Consider the following 16,436-nt stretch of genomic DNA (forward strand, 5'->3'; position numbering starts at 1 on the left):
CCGCCTGATGCCGGAACCTTCGGCGAGACACCTGAACCTTCGGGGTGTCTCGCCGAAGGTTCAGGTGCCTCGGCCCCGTTCGGGCGGCCGTCCGGGCCACCGACCTCCAGACGTTAGGCTTCTGCGGTGTTCACGAGCCTGTCCGACCGCCTGACCGCGACCTTCAAGAACCTCCGCACCAAGGGGCGGCTCTCGGAGTCCGACGTCAACAAGACGGTCCGCGACATCCGGTTGGCCCTCCTCGACGCCGACGTCGCCCTGCCGGTCGTCAAGGAGTTCACGCACCGGGTCCGGGAGCGCGCGCTCGGGGCCGAGGTCAGCGAGGCGCTCAACCCGGCGCAGCAGGTCGTCAAGATCGTCAACGACGAGCTCGTCGCCATCCTCGGCGGCGAGACGCGCACGATCCGGTTCGCCAAGCAGCCCCCGACCGTCATCATGCTCGCGGGCCTGCAGGGCTCGGGCAAGACGACCTTCGCCGGCAAGCTCGCGCTGCACCTCAAGGCGCAGGGGCACACCCCCCTCCTCGTCGCCGCCGACCTCCAGCGACCCAACGCGGTGACCCAGCTCGAGGTCGTCGGCGAGCGGGCGGGCGTCCCCGTGTTCGCGCCCGAGCGCGGCAACGTCGGCGGCCACGACGCCGTCAGCGGCGGGACGGAGGGCACCCGGAGCTTCGGCGACCCCGTCTCGGTGTCGCGCGCCGGTGTCGCCGAGGCCCGTGCACGGCAGCACGACGTCGTCATCGTCGACACGGCGGGCCGCCTCGCGGTCGACGCCGACCTCATGCAGCAGGCCGCCGACATCCGCGCCGCGGTCCAGCCCGACGAGGTGCTGTTCGTCATCGACGCGATGATCGGCCAGGCCGCCGTCGAGACCGCCGAGGCCTTCCTCGAGGGCGTCGACCTCACCGGCGTCGTCCTCTCCAAGCTCGACGGCGACGCCCGTGGTGGCGCCGCCCTGTCGGTCGCGTCGGTCACGGGCCGCCCGATCATGTACGCCTCCACCGGTGAGGCTCTCAAGGACTTCGAGGTCTTCCACCCCGACCGGATGGCGTCGCGCATCCTCGACATGGGCGACGTCCTCACCCTCATCGAGCAGGCCGAGAAGGCGTTCGACCGGTCGCAGGCCGCGGAGATGGAGCGCAAGTTCCTCGCGGCCGAGGACTTCACCTTCGACGACTTCCTCCAGCAGATGGCGGCCATCAAGAAGATGGGCTCGCTGAAGTCGATCCTCGGGATGATGCCCGGCATGGGCCAGATGAAGGCCCAGATCGACGCCTTCGACGAGCGCGAGTTCGACCGCGTCGAGGCCATGGTCCGCTCGATGACCCCGTTCGAGCGCAACCACCCCAAGCAGATCAACGGCTCGCGCCGCTCGCGCATCGCCAAGGGCTCGGGGGTCACGACGTCCGAGGTGAACCAGCTCCTCGAGCGGTTCGGCGAGGCGCAGAAGATGATGAAGCAGCTGGCCCGCGGCGGGGGCCTGCCGGGGATGCCGGGGATGCCCGGCGGCGGGGGCGGCCCGGGCAAGCGCGGCCGGCAGCAGCAGCCGCAGCGGAAGAAGTCGAAGTCCGGCAACCCCGCGAAGCGTGCGGCCGAGGAGAGGGCTGCGGCACAGGGCGGTCCGAAGCCGGCTGCGTCGGGCGGCGCCTTCGGGGGCAGCGGCGACGGCCCGGCCTCGCCCGGTGGCTTCGACCCGTCGTCGATCGACCCCGCGCAGCTCCCGAAGGGCTTCGAGAGGTTCCTGGGGAAGTGACGGCAGAGGCCGGGCGCGGCGCCCTCCACACGACGAGCGTCGGCACCGAGGGCCCGCGCGTCGCCTTCCTCCACGGCCTGTTCGGGCAGGGGCGCAACTGGACGCAGGTCGCCAAGGCGGTCTCCGGCCCCGACGGCACCGGCGCGCGCTGCCTCCTCGTCGACCTCCCCGACCACGGGCGCTCCCCGTGGAGCGAGGTGTTCTCGTACGAGTCCTACGCCGACCGTGTCGCCGAGGCGCTCGAGGCCGCCGCGCCGGGGGAGCGGTGGGTCGTCGTCGGGCACAGCCTGGGCGGCAAGGTCTCGATGGTCCTCGCACTCACCCACCCCGAGCTGGTCGCAAGCCTCGTCGTCGTCGACATCGCCCCGAAGGACTACGGCGACCTGGACCGCTTCCGCGGCTACATCGACGAGATGCGCGCGCTGCCGCTGGCCGAGCTGACGAGCCGCGCCGACGCCGAGGCGCGGTTCGACGAGCCGGACCCCGGTGTCAAGTCGTTCCTGCTGCAGAACCTCCGCCGCGCGGGCACCGCGTGGTCGTGGCAGGCCAACCTCGACCTCATCGCCGCTGACGCCGAGCGCGGTCGTGACTCCAACATCGCGGACTTCCCTGTGTTGCAGGCCGACCCGTGGGAGGGGCCCGTCGTGTGGCTCGTCGGTTCCGAGTCGGGCTACGTCAAGGACGACGACGTGACGAGGATGCGGGACCTGTTCCCCCGGACCCGCCTCGTGACCGTCAACGGCGCCGGCCACTGGGTGCACACCGACTCCCCGGCGGTCGTCACCGAGACGGTCCGCCGCGTCGTGCGCTCCGTCCGGTCGGGCTGACCCCGAGGGTCGACGCGCCCGCGCGGGCCGTGCTCGCAGTGTCGGGCGCGGTTAGGGTCGAGGCCATGGCTCAGGTGCTGCACCTCACCGGTCCGGTCCTCGTCGGTCGCGAGGAGGAGCGCGCCGAGGCGTGGGTGCTGGGCGGGCGCATCACCTACGACCGGCCGGCCGGTGACCACGAGGTCACGACGGTCGAGGGCTGGGTGCTCCCCGGCCTCGTCGACGCCCACTGCCACGTGGGGCTCGACTCGCACGGCGCGGTCGACGACGCCACCGCCGAGGCGCAGGCCACGACCGACCGCGACGCGGGCGCCCTCCTCGTCCGTGACGCCGGGTCGCCCGCCGACACCCGCTGGGTGGACGACCGGGCCGACCTGCCGCGCATCATCCGGGCCGGGCGCCACATCGCGCGCACCCGCCGTTACATCCGCAACTACGCCTGGGAGGTCGAGCCCGACGGTCTCGTCGAGCGGGTCCGGACCGAGGCGCGCGCCGGCGACGGGTGGGTCAAGCTCGTCGGTGACTGGATCGACCGCGACACCGGCGACCTCAGCCCGTGCTGGCCGGCCGACGTCCTCGCCGAGGCCGTGGCGGCCGCTCACGAGGAGGGCGCGCGGGTCACGGCGCACTGCTTCGGCGAGCAGTCGCTCGTCGACCTCGCCGCCGCCGGGACCGACTGCGTCGAGCACGCCTGCGGGCTCGTGCCCGAGACGCTCGAGGCGTTCTCGGACAACGACATCGCCGTCGTCCCGACCCTCGTCAACATCGACACCTTCCCGAGGATCGCCGAGCCGGCCCGCGAGAAGTTCCCCGAGTACCACCGGCACATGCTCGACCTCCACGCGCGACGCTACGAGACGATCGCCGCCGCGCGAGACGCCGGCATCCGCGTCTACGTCGGGACCGATGCCGGTGGCTCGCTCCCGCACGGGCTCGTCGGGCAGGAGGTCGAGCGGCTGACCCGGTGCGGGTTCTCGGCGCTCGAGGCGCTCGACGCCGCCACGTGGGGCGCTCGCACCTGGCTCGGCCGCCCCGGCATCGAGGAGGGCGAGGAGGCCGACCTCGTCGTCTACGCGGCCGACCCCCGGGAGGACGTCGGCGTCCTGGCGCACCCGGTCGTCGTCGTCCTGCGCGGAGCCGTCGTCCGCGGCTGACCCTCCCGTCCGGAGTCGTGTGCCGAGGTGGCCGCTCCGGCGACCACCTGAGCACACGAGGCGGGACGAGGGCGCCTGCCCACATCGCGAGACATAAGCGACGGTTATTTGACCCATAACGTGAGCCTCCCCAAAACTCCTCCTCATCGGATAGGAAATGCGCCACCTCCGGCGCCACGCCCCACTCGGGCCACACCACCAGGAGCACCCAGGATGAGCAGGAACCGCATCGCCCTCGCCGCCGTCGCCGTCAGCGCGTCGATGGTGATGTCCGCCTGTGCCGGCGGAGGGGCCAGCGACGTCGCCGGGGCCGACGCCTCGCCGGCGGGCGGCGAGGCCGCCACGAGCACGGTCAACCTCTACGCGTACGCCGTCCCGAAGGTCGGCTTCGACAAGCTGATCCCCGCGTTCCAGGCCACCGAGGCCGGCAAGGGCGTGGAGTTCCAGCAGTCCTACGGCGCCTCGGGTGACCAGAGCCGCAAGGTGGCCGCCGGGGCCGAGGCCGACTTCGTCAACTTCTCCGTCGAGCCCGACGTCACGCGCCTCGTCGACGCCGGCCTCGTCGACGCGAGCTGGAACGCCAACGAGCACAAGGGACTTCCGTTCGGCTCGGTCGTGACGATCGTCGTCCGCAAGGGCAACCCCAAGGGCATCAAGGACTGGGACGACCTGCTCCAGCCCGGCGTCGAGGTCGTCACCCCGAACCCGTTCTCCTCGGGCTCGGCCAAGTGGAACCTCCTCGCCCCGTACGCGGCCAAGAGCAACGGCGGCCAGGACGAGAAGGCCGGCCTCGACTACATCACCAAGCTCGTCGGTGACCACGTCAAGATCCAGCCGAAGTCTGGCCGCGAGGCGACCGAGGCCTTCCTGCAGGGGAGCGGCGACGTCCTGCTGTCCTACGAGAACGAGGCCCTGTTCATCGAGCGCAAGGGCGACCCGGTCGAGCACGTGACCCCGCCCCAGACGTTCAAGATCGAGAACCCCGCGGCCGTCGTCAGCAAGGGCAGGAACGCCGAGAAGGCCAAGGCGTTCAACGACTTCCTCTACACGCCGGAGGCGCAGAGGCTCTGGGCCGAGGCCGGCTTCCGCCCGGTGGACGCCACCGTCGCCAAGGAGTTCGCGAACGACTTCCCCGAGCCGGAGAAGCTCTGGACCATCGACGCCCTCGGTGGCTGGAAGACGGTCGACGGCTCGCTGTTCAAGAAGGACGTCGGCTCGATCGCCAAGATCTACGACGCCGCCACCCAGTGATCGAGGAGTCATGACCGCGACGACCCTTCCCCGCGGGGACTCGTCCACCGAACCCGCACCGCCGTCGGAGCCGTCGGCCGGCGCCCCTCCCACCAGGGAGGGGCGCCGGCCCACGGCCACGCCCAGCCGGTCCCTCGGCCTGGGTGTCGTCGGGCTCTGGCTCAGCGTCATCGTGCTGCTGCCCCTGGCCGCCCTCACCGTCCGCTCCTTCGAGGAGGGGTTCGGCGGGTTCTGGGAGGCCGTCACCGCACCCGTCGCCCTCGCCGCGCTGGAGGTCACCCTCCTCGTCAGCGCAGCGGTCGCGCTCGTCAACGCCGTCATGGGGACGCTCATCGCGTGGGTCCTCGTGCGCGACGAGTTCCCCGGGAAGCGCGTCGTCAACGCGCTCATCGACCTGCCCTTCGCCCTCCCGACGATCGTGGCGAGCATCGTCCTGCTCTCGCTGTACGGCCCGAACAGCCCCGTCGGCGTCCACCTCAACGCCACCCGGTGGGCGCTGTTCGTCGCGCTCGCCTTCGTGACGCTCCCGTTCGTCGTGCGGTCGGTGCAGCCGGTGCTCATCGAGCTCGACCGGGAGGTCGAGGAGGCCGCGGCCTCCCTCGGCGCGAGCAACCGCACGACGTTCCGGCGCATCGTCCTCCCCACCCTGGCCCCGGCCATCATCGGCGGGACCGGGCTGGCGTTCGCCCGCGCGGTGGGGGAGTACGGCTCGGTCGTCCTCATCGGCGGCAACATCCCGCGCGAGACCCAGGTCGTGTCGCAGTACATCCAGCAGCAGATCGAGATCGACCGCCCGGTCAACGCCGCCGCGGTGTCGGTCGCGCTGCTCGCGGTCTCCTTCCTCACCCTGTTCGCGCTGCGGATCTGGTCGGGCTGGAGCCAGCGCAAGGAGGCGAACAGCTCATGAGGACGTCGCGCACCACGACGATCGCGCTGCGGTCGGTCGCACTGCTCTACCTCGTCGGCCTGCTTGCGGTGCCGATCGCCGTCATCCTCTGGCGGACCTTCGAGCCCGGGATCGGCGCGTTCGTCGAGTCGGTGCAGACGCCGGCCGCCATCTCCGCGCTCAACCTCTCGCTGCTCATCGTCGCGGTCGTCGTGCCGCTCAACGTCGTCTTCGGCGTCGTCACGGCCATCGCGCTGGCGCGGTGGAGGGTGCCGTTCCGGGGTGTCGTCCAGGCGGTCGTCGACCTGCCGTTCGCGGTATCGCCCATCGTCGTCGGCGTCTCGCTCATCATGCTGTGGGGCGTCACGGGCTGGTTCGGCGGGCTCCAGGAGACCACCGGGGTCAAGGTGATCTTCGGCCTGCCCGGGATGGTCATCGCGACGATCTTCGTCACCCTGCCGTTCGTCGTCCGCGAGGTCGAACCGGTGCTCCACGAGATCGGCACCGAGCAGGAACAGGCGGCCTCGACCCTCGGCGCCTCGGCCTGGCAGACGTTCTGGCGGATCACCCTCCCGGCGATCCGGTGGGGCCTGACCTACGGCGTCGTCCTCACCGTCGCCCGAGCGCTCGGCGAGTTCGGCGCGGTCATCATGGTCAGCTCGGGCTTCCCCGGCGTCTCGCAGACGCTGACCCTCCTCGTCCACTCGCGCTACATCGACGACCACAACACCTACGGCGCGTACGCCGCGGCCACCCTCCTCATGGGGCTGGCCCTCGCGACGCTGCTGTTCATGACCCTGCTCGACCGCAAGAGGAGCACCCGATGATCACCGTGACCGGAGCCCGCAAGACCTACGGAGACTTCGTCGCCCTCGACGACGTCAGCATCGAGATCCCGTCGGGGTCGCTCACCGCGCTGCTCGGCCCCTCGGGCTCCGGCAAGTCGACGCTGCTGCGCTCGATCGCCGGCCTCGAGGGGCTCGACGGCGGCGTCATCTCGATCGCCGGCACCGACGTGACGAACCAGCCCCCGCAGAAGCGCGGCATCGGGTTCGTCTTCCAGCACTACGCCGCGTTCAAGCACATGACGGTGCGCGACAACGTCGCCTTCGGCCTGACGATCCGCAAGCGGCCCAAGGCGGAGGTGAGGAAGAAGGTCGACGACCTGCTCGAGATCGTCGGGCTCGACGGCTTCCAGCACCGCTACCCCTCACAGCTGTCGGGTGGGCAGCGGCAGCGGATGGCGCTCGCCCGCGCGCTCGCGGTGGACCCGCAGGTGCTGCTGCTCGACGAGCCGTTCGGTGCGCTCGACGCGAAAGTCCGGGCCGACCTGCGCCGCTGGCTGCGCCGCCTCCACGACGAGGTCCACGTGACGACCGTCCTCGTCACCCACGACCAGGAGGAGGCGCTCGACGTCGCCGACCGGATCGCCGTGCTCAACCACGGCCGCATCGAGCAGGTCGGCGACCCCGTGTCGCTGTACGAGAGGCCGGCCAACGACTTCGTCATGTCCTTCCTCGGGTCGGTGGCCCGGCTCGGGGGGCAGCTGGTCCGGCCGCACGACATCGTCCTCGAGCGGGACCGGACGGCCGCCTTCGAGGCCGATGCCCGGGTCGCGGGGTCGCCGGGTGTCGTCCACGCGAGCATCGAGCGGGTCGTCCGCCTCGGGTTCGAGGTGCGCGTCGAGCTGCGCGCCGACAGCGGCGAGCGGTTCGCCGCCCAGGTGACGCGCGCCGAGGCCGACCGGCAGCAGTTCGAGGCGGGCGAGACCGTCTTCGCGCGCTCCTCGCGTCCCGCCGACGCCGCGGAGGTCGAGCCCGCCCTCGCCATCTGAGGCCGTCCCGGCGCCGGTTCGAGGTGGAACCCGACCTCGGTCCCGGTCGGGTTTCACCTCGAACCGCCGACCACGGCCGGTGCTGCGCCACACTGATCGGCGTGGACATCACGGCGCGCACCGACTACGCCGTGCGGGCGATGCTCATCCTCGCCGCCGCGCAGCGCGACGAGCGCGGCCCGGTGAGCGTCGAGGTCCTCGCCCAGCGACAGGAGCTGCCGCGCAAGTACCTCGAGGCGATCGCCGCCGACCTGCGGGCGGCAGGCCTCGTGAAGAGCACCCGCGGGTCCCGCGGTGGCTACTCGCTCTCGCGGCCGGCCCGGGACATCGGCATCGGCGACGTCTTCCGCGCCGTCGACGGCCCGCTCGCCGAGGTGCGCGGGGTCCGGCCGCACGAGGTCGCCTACGCCGGGGACGCCGAGCACCTGCCGACCGTCTGGGTCGCCGTGCGGGCCACCCTGCGCGAGGTGCTCGACGGCACCTCGCTCGAGGACGTCCTCACCGGCCGGCTGCCGGCCCGGGTCGCCGAGGCCGCGGCCGCCCCCGACGCCTGGCACAGCCGCTGACCGCGGGCCCGGTGGGGCCGTCCTCCGGCGCCGTGGTCAGGGGCACCGGCGCGGGTCTGGCAGAATGGACGGCTGTACCCGTCCGGACGGGCTGCTCACGCGGCCCCCGGACCGGACGCCTACACCGAGCATCCGGCACCCCGCGCGATCCGTGCGCGGTCTCGCCGCGCTCACCACGAGAACCAGGGAGTGACCACCACCGTGGCCGTCAAGATCCGTCTGAAGCGCATGGGCAAGATCCGTGCACCGTTCTACCGCGTCGTCGTCATGGACTCGCGCACGAAGCGCGATGGCCGGGCCATCGAGGAGATCGGCAAGTACCACCCCACCGAGGAGCCCTCGCTCATCCAGATCGACAGCGAGCGGGCGCAGTACTGGCTCGGCAACGGCGCGCAGCCGACCGAGGCCGTCGCCGCCCTGCTGAAGATCACCGGTGACTGGCAGAAGTACAAGGGCGAGCCGGGCGCCGAGGGCACCCTGAAGGTCAAGGAGGCCAAGCCCTCCAAGAAGTCGCTCTACGAGGCCGCTGTCGCCGCCGCCGGCAAGAGCACCGCCGAGGACACCTCGGGCGCCACCACCGCCAGGAAGCGCACCGCCAAGAAGGCCGCCCCGGCCGAGGAGGCCGCCGAGGCCCCGGCCGCCGAGGCCGCTGCCGTGGAGGCCCCGGCCGCCGAGGCCGCTGCCGTGGAGGCCCCGGCCGCCGAGGCGACCGAGGCGCCCGCCGAGGCCGAGGCCCCCGAGGCTCCGGCTGACGAGAAGGCCTGACCGTGCTCGAGGAGGCCCTCGAGCACCTCGTCACCGGCATCGTCGACCACAAGGACGAGGTGCAGGTCCGCCGCAAGGACCTGCGGCGCGGTGAGGTCCTCGAGGTGCGCGTGCACCCCGACGACCTCGGCCGCGTCATCGGCCGCTCGGGCCGCACCGCCAGCGCGTTGCGCACCGTCATGGGTGCGCTCGCCGGCGGTCGCCAGGTGCGCATCGACATCGTCGACACCGACCGGGTCCGCTGACCCGGTCCGACCGCGAACGGCGGGTCGCCCCACACGGGCGGCCCGCCGTCGTCGTTGAGCGGACGTTGAGCGGCCCTCGGGACGCTCCTACCGACGGTCGACCCACCCGACGGGCCGGCCCGGACAGGAGGAGGCCACCATGGCCAGACTGACTCCGCGGTGGCGCCGCGTCGCCGCACCCGTGCTCTCCGCCTTCGCCGTGGTCCTCGCGACGGCGCTGCCCGCCCAGAGCGCACCGCCGGACGCGGTCTCGATCCGCGCCGAGGCCGTCCTCGGCGAGACGGGCACGTTCACGGCGGTCGGCGCCGGCCTCTGCCCGAGCGGTACCACGGCCGAGCCCGACGGCGTCGACGTGACCGAGCGGCCGAGGACCCTGGCGTTCCGTCTCGACAAGCTCTTCACGTGCGACGACGGTTCGGGGACGTTCACGCTGCGGATCCACGCCTGGTACCGCCCGTGCGACGCGACCGACCGCGGAGTGTGGGAGGTCGTGGGCGGCACGGGCGCGTACTCGACGCTGTCCGGTCGCGGCACGCTCGTCGGCACCTACGTGCCGGCGCCCTGCGAGGAGGCCATCGGCATCATCGACGTCCTCGTCGGACGCCTGACCACCTGAGAGAGGCCCTCGGCCGGGACGGTGACGACCGTCCCGGTGCGGGGCTACAGTCGAGCTGGCCGACCCCGGCCCGCCCCGACGACCGGAGGTGTGCCGTGGAGCTTCCGCAGCGGTCCGCCGGCGCCGCGCCGGGTGCCTGCCTCCTCGTCCGGCTCTACGGGGGTCCGTCCGTCCTCGTCGACGACACCCCGCTCGACCTCGGGCCGCCTCGCCAACAGGCGCTCTTCGCCGTGCTCGCCCTCGAGGCGAACCGCGTCGTCGCGGCCGACCGGATCATCGGCGCCCTCTGGGGGGAGGACCCCCCGCGCACGGCCGCGCACGCCGTGCAGGTGTACGTCTCCGAGCTGCGGCGCACCTTCCTCGCCGAGACCGGCCGGCCCCTCATCGTCACCCGCCGACCCGGGTACGTCCTCGAGGTCGGCGACGACGAGGTCGATGCCGAGATCCTCCGCCGCGCCCTCGAGCACGGCCGCGCGCTGGAGCGTCGCGGCGACTTGCCGGGAGCGCTCGCGGCCTTCGAGGAGGCCGTGGCGGCGGCAGCGGGCGGGGCCTTGGTTGCGGTGGCCGACGACCTCCCGGTGCGCGGCGCGGCGGCCGTCCTCGACCTGCGGCGTCTCGACGCCCAGGAGGCGCTGGCCGCGGCACTCGTCGAGGCCGGGGCCCTGGAGCGGGCGGGCGACCTGGCGCGCGGTGTCACGGCCGCCGACCCGCTGCGCGAGCGGGCCGTTGCGGTGTCGATGCTGGCGGCGTACCGCAGCGGCCGCCAGGGCGAGGCGCTGCGGGCCTTCGCCGCCCTCCGCCGCCGGCTCGCCGACGAGCTGGGGGCCGACCCGTCCGCGGAGCTGCAGCGGCTCCACGAGCGGATGCTCGTCCACGACGTGTCGCTGCTCCCGCCGGACGACCTCGGGTGGCGGGGGCGTCGGGCGCGCAACCCGTACAAGGGGCTGCGGCCCTTCGGCGAGGAGGACGCGCCGGACTTCCACGGCCGCGAGGCGGTGGTCCTCGCCGTCCTCGACCGGCTGCGAGGCGGCGTCCCCCTCGTGGCCCTCGTCGGGCCGTCCGGCAGCGGGAAGTCGAGCGTGCTCGGCGCGGGACTGGTCCCAGCGCTGCGGGCGGCCACGGAGGGTGACCTCGCCGGGGTGCGGGTCCTGGCGCCCGACCGGGACGTCCTCCAGACCGGTGGCCTCGACGACGTGCTCGACGAGCTGGGGACGGCGGCGGGGGAGCGCGTCGTCCTCGTCCTCGACCAGTTCGAGGAGGTCTTCCTCGGCGAGGACGGGGCCGCCGACGACGTCCTCGCCGAGCTCGCCGGACTGCTGTCGCGCAGGGAGCGCGACGTCCGGGTCGTCCTCGCCCTGCGCGCGGACTACTACGACCGCCCGCTGCGCCACCCCGACTTCGCCCCGCTGTTCGGAGAGGGCGTGCTCACGCTGCTGCCCATGCACCCCGACGAGCTCGAGCGCGCCATCGCCGCGCCGGCCGCGCGGGTCGGGGCGGCCGTGGAGCCCGCGCTGCTGGCCGAGCTCGTCGCGGACTCCACCGCCGGGCCGGCCGTCCTCCCGCTCCTCCAGTTCGTCCTCACCGAGCTGTTCGACCAGCGCGGCGGCGGTCTGCTGACCCTCGCCGCCTACCGCGCCGTGGGGGGCCTGCGGGGAGCGCTGACGAGAGAGGCCGAGGCGCTGCGGAACCGCGTCGGCCCGGAGAGGGAACGGCTGCTGGCCCAGCTCGTCCTGCGGATGGTGCGGGTCGACGACGCCGGGCGGGTCGGCCGGCGGGTCGTCCCGGTCGGTGAGCTGACGCGGCTCGTCGACGTCGACACCGTGGCGGTCGGCGACGTCCTCGGCCGCCTCAACGAGCTGCGGCTCGTCACCTACGACCGCGGGTCGGGGGAGGGCGGGACCGTCGAGATGTCGCACGAGGCGCTGGTCAGCGCCTGGCCGTGGCTGCAGGACCTCGTGACCCGCCACGCGCTGGCGCTGCGCCGGCACGCCGCGCTCGTGGCGGCGGTCGCCGAGTGGGACGCCGCCGGCCGCGACCCCGAGTACCTCCTCGCCGGGAGCCGGCTGGCCGAGCTGCGGCGGTGGGCGGACGAGGGCGTCCTCTCCCTGACGACCGGGGAGCGCCAGTTCATCGACGCCGGCCTCGCCCGCGACTGCGAGGCCGAGCGCCGGGCGCAGCAGGAGGACGAGGACCGCCGGGCCCTGGAGCGCCGCTCCCGCAGGCGGCTCGTGCTGCTGTGCGTCGCCGCGGTCGTCATCGCCCTCGTCGCCGGGCTCGCGGTCGTCCTCGCCGGTGCGCGGACGACGCGCGTCGCCCTGGCCCTCAACGACGACGAGGGTCGGGTCGACGCCCTCGTGCAGCGCGGGCTCGACGACGCCGCACGCCTCGTGGACCTCAGCCTCGTCAAGCAGCGGATCGGCGACGTGAACCAGGGAGACCTGCAGACGCTCGCCGCCGAGGGGCCCGACCTCGTCGTGAGCGTGGCCGTGGCAGCCGACGTCACGGCGGTGGCCCGGCGCCACCGCGACACCTGGTTCGTCGCGGTCGAACGCCCGGGAGCAGGACCCAACGTGACCAACCTCGTGTTCGCCGACCAGCAGACGGCCTTCCTCGCGGGCGCCGCCGCTGCCCTGACCACCCGCACCGGGCACGTCGCCTTCCTCGGCGGGGCCGACACCGTCACCCTCCGTCGCTTCGAGGCGGGCTTCGTCGCGGGCGTCGGCGCGGTCGACCCGTCCGTGCGGGTCGATGTCGCCTACGCGTCGCGGGTCCCCGACTACTCGGGGTTCGTCGCGCCGGCGGTCGTCGCCGCCCCGGCGGAGCTGCTCCTCGCCGAGGGGGTAGACGTCCTCTACGTGCCCGCGGGGACGGCCCAGGTCGGGGGGCTGCAGGCCGTGGCGCGGGCGGCGGCCGGGGGCCGGGAGGTGTGGGCGATCGGCGCCGACGAGGACATGGCCCGCGACGACGAGTGGCAGCTCGCCGACGGCGACGGCACGCGGGTCCTCACCTCGACCATCAAGCGCTTCGACATCGCGGTCCGCGAGGCCGTCCGCGACTTCGCGCAGGGGCGCCTGGAGAGCGGGAGCCGCGTCACCGACTTGGCCGGCGGTGGGCTCTCGCTCGCGACGACGGGGGAGCACCTGGCCGCCCACCGGACCCGGCTGGCCGCGCTCGAGGCCGACGTCGTCGCCGGCCGGGTCGTCGTCCCGTGCGTCCCCGAGGGCCTCACCGGAACCGTGGCGGAGGAGGTGGCCGCTGGGCCACGGTGCCCCGCCCCGTGACCGCGGTGCCCCGCCCCGTGACCGCGGTGCCCCGCCTCGTGACCGGGACGCCGCGGCCTCCTGAGAGGATGCGGGCATGAGCACCGTCGTCGCCCGCATCGGCAAGCCGCACGGCCTGCGCGGCGAGGTCACCGTCCAGCTGCACACCGACGAGCCCGAGCGCCGCCTCGCCGTCGGGGCCGTCCTCGAGACCGAGGCGGCCGCGGGTTCGGGCGTGCCGCGGGCGCTCACCGTGCGCTCCACGCGGGTCCACCGCGGCATCTGGCTCGTCGGCTTCGAGGAGGTCCCCGACCGCACCGGCGCCGAGGGCCTGCGCGGCACGCGCCTCGTCGTCGACGGCGCCGACGAGGCTCCCGCGGAGGACGACGCCGACGCCTTCGCCGAGGACGAGCTCGTCGGCCTGGCCGCCGTCGACCCGTCCGGCTCGGCCCTCGGCGAGGTCGTCGGCCTCGAGCTGGGCTCCGCCCAGGACCGCCTCGTCCTGCGGCTCGCCGACGGCCGCGAGGTGCTCGTCCCGTTCGTCGAGGCGATCGTCCCCGAGGTCGACGTCGAGGGCGGTCGGGTCGTCGTCGACGCCCCTGCGGGGCTGCTCGACCTCGGGAGCTGACGTGCGCCTCGACGTCGTCTCGATCTTCCCGGAGTACCTCGCCCCGCTCGACCTCTCCCTCATCGGCAAGGCCCGGCGCGACGGCCTCCTCGACCTCCACGTCCACGACCTGCGCGACTTCACCCACGACCGGCACCGCACCGTCGACGACAGCCCGTTCGGCGGCGGCGCCGGCATGGTGATGAAGCCCGAGCCGTGGGCCGAGGCGCTCGACCACGTCGTGGCGACCGGCGCCACCGACGCGGCACCGGTGCCGCACCTGCTCGTCCCCGGCCCCGGGGGCGTCCGCTTCGACCAGGGGATGGCGCGCCGCCTCGCGGGGGAGCCGTGGCTCGCGTTCGCGTGCGGGCGCTACGAAGGGCTCGACGAGCGGGTCTACGAGCACGCCGCCGAGCGGATGCCCGTCACCGTCGTCTCCCTCGGCGACTACGTCCTCAACGGTGGCGAGGTCGCGGTGCTCGCGATGGTCGAGGCCGTGGGCCGGCTCCTTCCCGGGGTCGTCGGCAACGCCGAGTCCCTCGTCGAGGAGTCGCACGAGGACGGCCTCCTCGAGTACCCCGTGTACACCCGTCCGGCGCGGTGGGAGGACGGCGACGTCGTCCGCGAGGTGCCGCCCGTCCTCCTCTCCGGCGACCACGCCGCGATCGCCCGCTGGCGGCACGAGCAGCGGCTCGCGCGCACGACCGAACGGCGCCCCGACCTCCTCGGTGCGGCGGCCGCCACCGGAGGCCTGGCCGACCTCGAGGTACGCGTGGCGACGCCGTCCGACGCCGCCGAGCTGCGGGTCCTCCAGCTGGCGTGCTGGGTGCCCGAGGGACGGGTCTCCGGCTCGTGGACGATCCCTCCGCTCGACGAGTCCGAGGAGGACGTCGCGCGTGGGCTGGGGGAGTGGACGACCTGGGTGGCCCGGGTGCGCGGGAGCGGCGACGGGCCCGGCCGGCTCGTCGCCTCCGTGCGCGGTCGCGTCCGGCCCGGTGACCCCACGGTGTGGGAGACCGGGCGGCTCATGGTCGCCCCCGACCTCCAGGGTCGCGGGCTCGGACGCGAGCTGCTCGCCCTCGCCGAGGCGGCGGCGCCATCATCGGTCGAGACCCTCTGGGTCAACACCGGGTCGGTGAGCGCGGCGAACCAGCGCCGGTACAAGCGGGCCGGCTACCGGCCGGTGCCCGGTGAGGGGACGTTCCCCGGCACGGTCGACCTCACCAGGCCCCGCCGCTGACCCTCGACCGTCCGGTGCGAGGGGTGTCAGGGCCGGAGCGACGCCTTGAGGTCGGCCGGCAGGAGGAGGGCGCGTCGCACCAGCCGCTCGGCGACGACCGCCGTGGTCGTCTGCGCGGCCATGATCCCGACGAGGACGAGCACCTGCGCCGCGGCCGCCTGCGCGGGTGTGCCACCGCCGAGCAGCACGCCGACGAAGGCACCCGGCAGGGTCACGACGCCGGCCGTCCGCACCTGGTCGAGCCCCGGGACCAGCGCCTCGGGGGTGCGGCGGTGGACGACCTCGCCGATCGCCTGTGCGCGGGTGAGCCCGAGCGAGAGTGCCGCCTCGTAGTGGCTGTGCTCCTCGCGCAGCGCCGCGAACGCGCGCCGGCAGACCAGGGTGTGGCCGTTCATCGTGTTGCCGGCGAGGATGCCCACGACGGGTACGAGGGCGAGGCCCTCCGGGGGGATCGTGCGGGTGAGGAGCACGACGGCGACGACCGGGAGCAGGCCCGCAAGCATCGCGACCGTCGCCCACGGCCATGCGCCGGTCGCCTCGACGCGGCGCACGGTCGTGGCGACGGCGACGACGAACATGACGCAGAGGAGGAGGACGGACAGCGCGAGCGAGCGGACGACCGCCGCGATGACGAGCGCGGCCGCGCCCAGCTGGAGGACGGCGCGCAGCGCGGCGACGAGGGTCGACGCCGGCCGGGGGAGGTCGCCGACGACGTACATCGCGGCGGTGCCCGCGAGGAGGACGACGACGGCGAGGGCGACGGGAAGGCCCGGGTCGATCGTCACGCCCACGCTAGGGGACGGCACCGACGCAGCCGTGGGGCCTCGTCCTCCACGGATTTCGTGCCGCGCGGCCCCCTCTGGCAGACTGGGGCGCTGCGCCACGTCGACCTCACGGCCCCCGCCACAGGGGGAGTGCCCCGGACCCCGTCCGACCGGCATGCGGCCCGACGAGCGCACCACCAGACAACACGGCAGTACCGACATCCGCGGGTGACCTGTGGCAGGCCGCGAGAAAGCGACATCGTCATGCAGCGTTTCGACGAGCTCGACCGGGCGTCGATGAAGACCGACGTCCCGGCGTTCCGCGCCGGCGACACGGTCAAGGTCCACGTCAAGGTCGTCGAGGGCACCCGCTCGCGCATCCAGGTCTTCCAGGGCGTCGTCATCCGTCGCCACGGCGGCGGCATCGGCGAGACCTTCACGGTCCGCAAGGTCTCCTTCGGCGTCGGCGTCGAGCGCACCTTCCCGCTCCACACCCCGATCGTCGACAAGATCGAGGTCGTCACCCGCGGTGACGTCCGTCGCGCGAAGCTGTACTACCTGCGCGACCTGCGCGGCAAGGCCGCCAAGATCAAGGAGAAGCGCGAGACCCCGGTCGCCCGCTGAGGCCGACCCTCCTCGCGCGCCGCACCCAGCAGGGCCGACTAGGCT

General features: G+C 73.8%; 16 protein-coding genes. 15 read left to right on the forward strand and 1 reads right to left on the reverse strand.

Going from position 1 to position 16,436, the window contains the following annotated elements:
• Nucleotides 1-126: 126 nt before the first annotated feature.
• The 14 genes from ffh to trmD all read left to right on the forward strand — a co-directional run bounded on the left by ffh (nucleotide 127) and on the right by trmD (nucleotide 15,003).
• A complete protein-coding gene (gene ffh / locus ACK8HX_RS01395; RefSeq protein ID WP_411938853.1) occupies nucleotides 127-1,752 on the forward strand; it encodes a signal recognition particle protein in 1,626 nt (541 codons plus the stop codon).
• Entirely contained in the window at nucleotides 1,749-2,579 is an 831-nt protein-coding gene (locus ACK8HX_RS01400) for an alpha/beta fold hydrolase (protein ID WP_411938854.1), read from the forward strand. The genes ffh and ACK8HX_RS01400 overlap by 4 nt, the downstream gene beginning before the upstream one ends.
• 65 nt (nucleotides 2,580-2,644) lie before the next feature.
• The gene (locus ACK8HX_RS01405) at nucleotides 2,645-3,733 is read left to right on the forward strand and encodes an amidohydrolase family protein (protein WP_411938855.1); all 1,089 of its coding nucleotides are present in this window, start codon (nucleotides 2,645-2,647) and stop codon (nucleotides 3,731-3,733) included.
• 213 nt (nucleotides 3,734-3,946) lie between these two features.
• Nucleotides 3,947-4,984, forward strand: a complete 1,038-nt coding sequence (locus tag ACK8HX_RS01410; RefSeq protein ID WP_411938856.1) for a sulfate ABC transporter substrate-binding protein — start codon at nucleotides 3,947-3,949, stop codon at nucleotides 4,982-4,984.
• A 10-nt stretch (nucleotides 4,985-4,994) separates the two neighbouring features.
• Entirely contained in the window at nucleotides 4,995-5,891 is an 897-nt protein-coding gene (gene cysT, locus ACK8HX_RS01415) for a sulfate ABC transporter permease subunit CysT (protein ID WP_411938857.1), read from the forward strand.
• On the forward strand, nucleotides 5,888-6,697 hold the full coding sequence (cysW, locus tag ACK8HX_RS01420; RefSeq protein ID WP_411938858.1) for a sulfate ABC transporter permease subunit CysW: 810 nt from the start codon (nucleotides 5,888-5,890) through the stop codon (nucleotides 6,695-6,697). The genes cysT and cysW overlap by 4 nt, the downstream gene beginning before the upstream one ends.
• A complete protein-coding gene (locus tag ACK8HX_RS01425; protein ID WP_411938859.1) occupies nucleotides 6,694-7,704 on the forward strand; it encodes a sulfate/molybdate ABC transporter ATP-binding protein in 1,011 nt (336 codons plus the stop codon). The genes cysW and ACK8HX_RS01425 overlap by 4 nt, the downstream gene beginning before the upstream one ends.
• A gap of 101 nt (nucleotides 7,705-7,805) precedes the next feature.
• Nucleotides 7,806-8,270: an RrF2 family transcriptional regulator gene (locus ACK8HX_RS01430; RefSeq protein WP_411938860.1), complete on the forward strand. Its 465-nt coding sequence runs from the start codon at nucleotides 7,806-7,808 to the stop codon at nucleotides 8,268-8,270.
• Between the two features lie 201 nt (nucleotides 8,271-8,471).
• Nucleotides 8,472-9,035 carry a 30S ribosomal protein S16 gene (rpsP, locus tag ACK8HX_RS01435; RefSeq protein WP_411939332.1) on the forward strand — a complete coding sequence of 188 codons (564 nt, stop codon included), beginning with the start codon at nucleotides 8,472-8,474 and terminating at the stop codon, nucleotides 9,033-9,035.
• 2 nt (nucleotides 9,036-9,037) lie between these two features.
• Entirely contained in the window at nucleotides 9,038-9,280 is a 243-nt protein-coding gene (locus ACK8HX_RS01440) for an RNA-binding protein (RefSeq protein ID WP_411938861.1), read from the forward strand.
• A 139-nt stretch (nucleotides 9,281-9,419) separates the two neighbouring features.
• The gene (locus tag ACK8HX_RS01445; RefSeq protein WP_411938862.1) at nucleotides 9,420-9,896 is read left to right on the forward strand and encodes a hypothetical protein; all 477 of its coding nucleotides are present in this window, start codon (nucleotides 9,420-9,422) and stop codon (nucleotides 9,894-9,896) included.
• 95 nt (nucleotides 9,897-9,991) lie between these two features.
• A complete protein-coding gene (locus ACK8HX_RS01450) occupies nucleotides 9,992-13,177 on the forward strand; it encodes an nSTAND1 domain-containing NTPase (RefSeq protein WP_411938863.1) in 3,186 nt (1,061 codons plus the stop codon).
• Between the two features lie 76 nt (nucleotides 13,178-13,253).
• Nucleotides 13,254-13,784, forward strand: a complete 531-nt coding sequence (gene rimM, locus ACK8HX_RS01455) for a ribosome maturation factor RimM (protein ID WP_411938864.1) — start codon at nucleotides 13,254-13,256, stop codon at nucleotides 13,782-13,784.
• Nucleotide 13,785: 1 nt separating this feature from the next.
• Nucleotides 13,786-15,003: a tRNA (guanosine(37)-N1)-methyltransferase TrmD gene (trmD, locus tag ACK8HX_RS01460; protein ID WP_411938865.1), complete on the forward strand. Its 1,218-nt coding sequence runs from the start codon at nucleotides 13,786-13,788 to the stop codon at nucleotides 15,001-15,003.
• Between the two features lie 26 nt (nucleotides 15,004-15,029).
• Here trmD and ACK8HX_RS01465 read toward each other — a convergent pair whose 3' ends face one another.
• The gene (locus tag ACK8HX_RS01465) at nucleotides 15,030-15,788 is read right to left on the reverse strand and encodes an ABC transporter permease (protein ID WP_411938866.1); all 759 of its coding nucleotides are present in this window, start codon (nucleotides 15,786-15,788) and stop codon (nucleotides 15,030-15,032) included.
• A 243-nt stretch (nucleotides 15,789-16,031) separates the two neighbouring features.
• Here ACK8HX_RS01465 and rplS point away from each other — a divergent pair, with 243 nt between their 5' ends.
• Nucleotides 16,032-16,391 carry a 50S ribosomal protein L19 gene (gene rplS / locus ACK8HX_RS01470; RefSeq protein ID WP_411938867.1) on the forward strand — a complete coding sequence of 120 codons (360 nt, stop codon included), beginning with the start codon at nucleotides 16,032-16,034 and terminating at the stop codon, nucleotides 16,389-16,391.
• The last annotated feature ends 45 nt before the right edge of the window (nucleotides 16,392-16,436 follow it).

This window comes from Oryzobacter faecalis (genome assembly GCF_046764005.1).
Taxonomy (GTDB): Bacteria; Actinomycetota; Actinomycetes; order Actinomycetales; family Dermatophilaceae; genus Oryzobacter; species Oryzobacter faecalis.